We start from the raw sequence: 2,911 nt of genomic DNA, 5'->3' as shown, positions 1-2,911 counted from the left end.
TGCGTTGTAAAACGCCTGTGGGTTGTGAGGTTAAGCGACTAAGCGTACACGGTGGATGCCCTGGCAGTCAGAGGCGATGAAGGACGTGCTAATCTGCGTAAAGCGTCGGTAAGGTGATATGAACCATGGTGGCCACAATACGAATCACCCCGGTCAACGCTGTGGATGGTGAAACGTTGCCCGCACGGTCGGTCTGGATGACCGACAGTGAAGCACCTGTGGTCTGCGCGGTACTCAATGTCACCGACCAGGTGCCCGCAGCGCCCACGGTCGCGGTACCCAGCGAGTTACCGTTGGCATCACGCACCGTCACCGTATCGCCCACTTCACCATTACCGGTTACGGTGGTACCCGCCGAGTTAATCGCCAGGTTCGTTACCGCCACCGGTGCCACGGTATCGATGTTCACCGTGGCCGTAGTGTTGCCGGTACTGACGTTGCCCGCCGCATCCGTAACGGTGGTGGTCAACGGATGCGCACCGTTCGCCAGAACCGCAGTGGTGTAGGTCCAGGCACCGGTACTGCCTACGGTGAGGGAGCCGAGAACGGTCGCGCCATCATAGATGGTGACAATTGCACCCACTTCCGCCGTGCCACTCAAGGTTGGCGTGGTGTCTTTGGTGTACGCACCATTGGCCAGCGTCACCGGCGTGGTGCCGGTATCGTCGGTAATGGTCAGCGTACTCGCCGTTGGTGCCACGGTATCGATGGTCATGACGGTAGAAGCCGTTGGGCTGATGTTTCCTGCCGCATCGGTCTGCGTCACGTTAATGGTGTGCGTACCATTGCTCAAGGTGGTGGAGATAAAGCTCCACGTACCATTGCTGCCCACCGTTGTTGTGCCCAGCAGCGTGCTGCCGTCATAGATGCTGACTTTCGCACCAACTTCGCCGTTACCACTCAACAGCGGCGTATTGTCGTTGGTGGAACCATTGTTCGGGATGGTCACCGCCGTACTGCCGTTGTTGTTCGCCGCAACCAGACTGGTCACTGCCGCTGGAGCAACGCTATCGACAATCACCGTGGCTGACGTGGTGGCGCTGACGTTGCCCGCTGGATCCGTCACGGTGACATTGATCGGGTGGCTACCCTGCGTCAATACCGTCGTGGTATAGGTCCATGCGCCACTGCTGCCCACTGTCACAGTGCCCAGCAGCGTCGTGCCATCGTAGATCGACACTTTGCTGCCCACTTCCGCCGTACCACTCAGGGTTGGCGTCGTGTCATTGGTGTAACCGCCGTTCGCCACCGTGGTGTTGGTGATGTCGTTGGTAATCACCAGGGTTGATGCCGCTGGCGCTACGGTATCCACAGTAATGGAGACCGTTGCAGAAGCCGCACTGGTGTTACCCGCTGCATCGGTCACCGTGACACTCAACGGATGGGTACCGTTACTCAACGTGGCCGTGGTGAAGGTCCATGCACCGTTGGTCCCGGCAGTCACTGAACCCAGCACCGTTGTACCGTCATAGATGGTGACAATGGCATTCGCTTCTGCGGTACCGCTCAAAGTCGGCGTCGCATCGTCGGTCACTGCGCCATTGGCCAGCGGCCCCTGACTCGCGCCAACATCATCGGTGATCACCAGGTTGGTGACCGCATTCGGCGCCACTGTGTCGATGGTCATCACAGTTGAGGCATTCGGGCTAACGTTGCCCGCTGCATCTGTCTGGGTGACATTCAACGTATGGCTACCGTTGCTCAGCGTGGTGGAGATGAAGCTCCAGGTACCGTTGCTGGCGACGGTGGTGGTGCCCAGCAAGATTGAACCGTCATAGATACTGACCTTAGCCCCGACCTCACCCGTACCACTCAACAGTGGCGTACTGTCGTTAGTGACGCCATTGTTCGGGATTGTCACCGCCGTGCTGCCATTGTTATTGGCAGCCACCAGAGTCACCGCTGCCGGCGGCGTGGTGTCGATAACCACTGTGGCGTTGGTTCTGCCACTGACGTTACCGGCTGCATCCGTGACCGACACGCTGATGGTGTGCGAGCCTTGCGTCAAGGTCGAGGTTGTGAAAGTCCACACTCCCGAACTGTTGGCGATAGCCGTACCCAGCGTCGTTGTACCGTCATAGATAGTCACTCGACCACCGGCTTCCGCCGTACCACTCAGCGTTGGCGTCGTGTCGTTGGTTGAACCCCCGCTGGCGACCGTGGTGTTGGTGACATCGTTGGTGATCACCAGCGTTGCGGTATTTGGCGCCACGGTATCCACGGTGATAGTGACCGGTGTTGAGGATGGGCTGACGTTACCCGCCGCATCTTTCACCGTCACACTCAGTGGGTGAGTACCATTCGTCAATACCGGGCTGACGAAGCTCCACGCGCCGGTGCCGCTGGCGGTAGTAGACCCCAGCACAGTCGTGCCGTCATACACCGTGACAATCGCGTTCGCCTCAGCCGTACCGGTGAGGGTTGGCGTGTTGTCGTTGGTGGAACCGCCGGTTGGTACCGTGGTGCTGGTGACATCGTTGGTCACCACCAGGTTAGTGACGGTGTTAGGGACGACAGTATCCACGGTGAAGGTAATAGATGGCGTGTTACTGACGTTGCCCGCTGCATCTGTCGCCGTCGCCGTGATGGTATGCGAACCTTCACTTAACGTGGTTGAAGTCCAGGTCCATGCGCCCGTGCTGCTGGCCGTCACAGAACCGATCTGCACCCCGCCATCGAAAATTCTCACGACGCTGTTCGCTTCCGTGGTGCCGCTCAGCGCAGGCGTGTTGTCATTGGTACTGGTGCCTGCGTTAATCGTCACCGGCGTACTGCCGTTGTTATTGGCTGCCGCCAGGGTCAGCGTTGGTGCCACGGAGTCGATGTTGACAGTGGCATTGGTGCTACCACTGACGTTACCGGCCGCATCTGTTGAGGTCACGCTAATGGTGTGCGAGCCCTGGGCCAGTAC

1 protein-coding gene is annotated in these 2,911 nt (G+C 59.2%); it reads right to left on the bottom strand.

Going from position 1 to position 2,911, the window contains the following annotated elements:
* Window positions 1–88: 88 nt before the first annotated feature.
* Window positions 89–2,911: Ig-like domain-containing protein (locus tag H7A81_RS26680; protein WP_220458128.1), on the bottom strand; the 2,823-nt coding region annotated here is incomplete at its 5' end.

It is taken from the genome of Pantoea sp. ME81 (genome assembly GCF_903970985.1).
Classification (GTDB): domain Bacteria; phylum Pseudomonadota; class Gammaproteobacteria; order Enterobacterales; family Enterobacteriaceae; genus Pantoea; species Pantoea communis.
Note: the sequence above shows the minus strand (reverse complement) of the source record. Positions and strands in the feature narration are given on the sequence as shown.